Origin of the sequence: Azospirillum sp. B506, assembly GCF_000333595.1 — a bacterium.
Classification (GTDB): domain Bacteria; phylum Pseudomonadota; class Alphaproteobacteria; order Azospirillales; family Azospirillaceae; genus Azospirillum.
In genome coordinates this window covers 1-2,452 of the sequence record NZ_BADK01000776.1, presented here as the reverse complement: position 1 = coordinate 2,452, position 2,452 = coordinate 1, and the positions used below count along the sequence as shown (strand labels likewise).

Annotated in this window: 5 protein-coding genes and 1 pseudogene; 2 read left to right on the top strand and 4 right to left on the bottom strand. The window is 64.0% G+C overall.

Going from position 1 to position 2,452, the window contains the following annotated elements; genetic code table 11:
- The 3 genes from I71_RS40145 to I71_RS38930 form a co-directional block, all read right to left on the bottom strand.
- Positions 1-151 (bottom strand): TRAP transporter large permease subunit (locus tag I71_RS40145; protein WP_280109912.1); only part of this gene is annotated, 151 nt, incomplete at its 3' end.
- Between the two features lie 76 nt (positions 152-227).
- On the bottom strand, positions 228-707 hold the full coding sequence (locus I71_RS40140) for an IS6 family transposase (protein ID WP_244434025.1): 480 nt from the start codon (positions 705-707) through the stop codon (positions 228-230).
- Positions 700-1,041 (bottom strand): IS1 family transposase, encoded by a 342-nt coding sequence (locus tag I71_RS38930; RefSeq protein ID WP_199902250.1) that lies wholly within the window; start codon positions 1,039-1,041, stop codon positions 700-702. Before I71_RS38930 ends, I71_RS40140 begins: the two co-directional genes overlap by 8 nt.
- Before the next feature lie 311 nt (positions 1,042-1,352).
- Here I71_RS38930 and I71_RS40135 point away from each other — a divergent pair, with 311 nt between their 5' ends.
- Positions 1,353-1,754, top strand: a complete 402-nt coding sequence (locus tag I71_RS40135) for an ATP-binding cassette domain-containing protein (protein ID WP_042699700.1) — start codon at positions 1,353-1,355, stop codon at positions 1,752-1,754.
- Positions 1,755-1,790: 36 nt separating this feature from the next.
- On the opposite strand, the pseudogene I71_RS36385 reads toward I71_RS40135, so the two are convergent.
- A pseudogene (locus tag I71_RS36385) lies at positions 1,791-1,970 on the bottom strand (helix-turn-helix domain-containing protein); the annotation flags it as partial.
- Here I71_RS36385 and I71_RS41115 point away from each other — a divergent pair.
- Positions 1,959-2,452 (top strand): ParB N-terminal domain-containing protein (locus I71_RS41115; protein WP_375731218.1); only part of this gene is annotated, 494 nt, incomplete at its 3' end. The pseudogene I71_RS36385 and the gene I71_RS41115 sit on opposite strands and share 12 nt — an antisense overlap.

The window sequence follows — 2,452 nt, the reverse complement described above, 5'->3', positions numbered from 1 at the left end:
CTATGAAGCCGGCCGCACCACCGGGAAGATTCGTCATGACCGCCGCCAGATCGCGCGAGAAGCCGGACTGGGTCAGCGCCCATGCCATCGCGGTCGCCATGCCCAGGATGATGAGGATCGATCCCGACAGCGCCGCCGTCTGCACCAGCATGGGATAGAAGGTTGCGTCAGTTCTCGCGCCAAGATCGGATTGGAGGTGAGGATTGCCGTGCCGCGAGCGGCCGTGTTTACGCGATGGCAAGCATGTCGCGCAGGGCGGCGATTCTCTGAACATGGATTGCCCGTCGTTGGCCTGCCGGGACGTGCTGCTTGCGCTGCGTCGCCGGCCGTAGAAAGTTGCGCACCTCGTCATAGGCCCGGCAGAACCGGTGTGCACTGGTTGAGGACTTGAAGCCGCGCATCGGGCGCGTGCGGCCCTTCACCCCGCGGTGATCCTGCTCCAAATGGTTGTTTTTGTACTTCGACATGTGGTGCTCGACGTTGTCTCCGAACACCTCCTCGAGGGCCGGCGGGTAGCTGGCATGCTTGTCGGTGGTGATGGTCTCCGGGATGACGCCCGTCACCTCAATGGCCGAGCCGAAGAACGCCTCGGCGGCAGCCTGGTCGCGGCTGGCGCTGAGATAGACGTCGACCAAGTTGCCGCCGCTGTCAATGGCGCGGTACAGATACTGCCACCGCCCGCTAACCTTCAGATAAGTTTCATCCACGTACCAGCTGCGGCCGATCTTGCCCCTGCGTCGCTGGCGCAGGGCATGGCAACGGCGCCAGCTTGGTCTCCCAGTCGCGCACCGCCTCGTGCGAGAAGACCAAGCCGCGCAGGAGCAGGATTTCGGCGAGATCGCGCAAGCTCAGCTTGAACCGGAGGCGCCACAGCACGATTAGGAAGACGACGTCGGAAGGCAACTGCAGCCGGTTCAGCAGCGAGCCGGTGCGTTCGTTGAAACCGCGCCCACACTCCTGGCAGCGGAAGCGGCGGTAGCCGTGGGCCGTCCGATCCGAACGCTCCTTCGTCGCGGTCGAAGAGCAGTGTGGACAGTGCATCGGTCACCTCCGGAATGGTGGTGATCCTCTACGTCAACCCTGTGCCGTCAAACAAGCTGGCGCGAAGGCTGGCAGAACCCGCTGAATCCTGTCCTGTCCTGTCCTGTCCTGTCTGGCTGCCTGGTGCTGGCCTGCACCCCGGCGGTATCCGCCATCGCCGCCGCCCCCCGCACCTTGCGTGTCGTGTCGCCGCTGGAGATCGGCGGAATCGACCCGGCGCGCAGCGGTTACATCTTCACCCGCATGGGGGTTGCCGAAACTCTGGTTGGGGCCGATTCCCAGGGGCGCCCCCTGCCGGCGATCCCAATCCGTTGCGCTATCAGAAGCTTCATCAGGATCCGATCGCCGCCTTCGCCCCGGCGGTCAATCTGCGCACCGGCCTGACCGACCTGTGCCGGCGTCACCGGTTGGACTGGTCGGCGGTACGGTCGCTGTCGGAGCGGATGGGGCTGGACGAGGCCCTGCTGGAGCGCCGGCCGTCGAGGGTGTCGGGCGGCGAGTTGCGGCGGCTGGCCTTGGTGCGGGCGCTGCTGCTCGACCCCTGTTTCCTGTTCGCCGACGAGGCGACCTCCCGCCTGGATCTGCTGCCCCAGGCCGAGGTCATGGGGCTGCTGCGCGATCTGGTGCGGGACCGTGGGCTGGCGATGCTGATGGTGACGCATGATTCCGCCCTGGCGGCGGGAATGACCAATCACCGGCTGCATCTGGCCTAATTGTCAGGCTGCGACACCTCCTTGGCCCTGAAAACCTTCAGCTGCGCCGCGATCTCGGAACGGGTCGTAACAGAAGTTGCGCCGGATTTCCCGGTGGATGGTCGACCGGTGACGACCCAAAGCCTCGGCTATCGCCGTCACCGGCATCTTGGCGTCGCGCATATCCTGGATGCGGCGGCGCTCAGCGAAATCGATCTGCGAATAATGCTCACCCATCAGCGCTCACCACCCGTAAACCACTGTGGTTACAAGAAAGTTGCACTTCAGAATAGAACTTACCGCGCGTACACTGGACGACACATAAGTTCAATTATGGAAATAATTTTCCTGCCTGACAAACGAGACCGGATCTGGAGGTTTGGAGGATTTATTTCCCTTAAATTGACAACATGCCTGAAAATTGGCAGTGTCATCGTCGTCAACGGGCCTGCTGCGCCCGCAAATTCCCCGACACCGTCCCTTCTCTGTCCGCCGCGCTTGCCCAGGCACATGCCGATGCACGCGCGCCTTAGGAGTTCCTGTGCCATGAGCCTTGCCGCCATGGGCGACGCCGCATGCATTGCCGTCGCCGCCATCGCTGTGCCCGACAGCCATGCCCGCCGCCGCATCGACGACGACGGGCTGGACTCGCTCGCCCGATCCATCGAAGATCTCGGGCTGTTGCAGCCCATCCTGGTCCGTCCGCTGGGGAATGGGCG

Bases quoted from the DNA above. Each gene is read 5' to 3' on its own strand.
- I71_RS38930 (WP_199902250.1), bottom strand. From the start codon at position 1,041: ATGCACTGTCCACACTGCTCTTCGACCGCGACGAAGGAGCGTTCGGAT.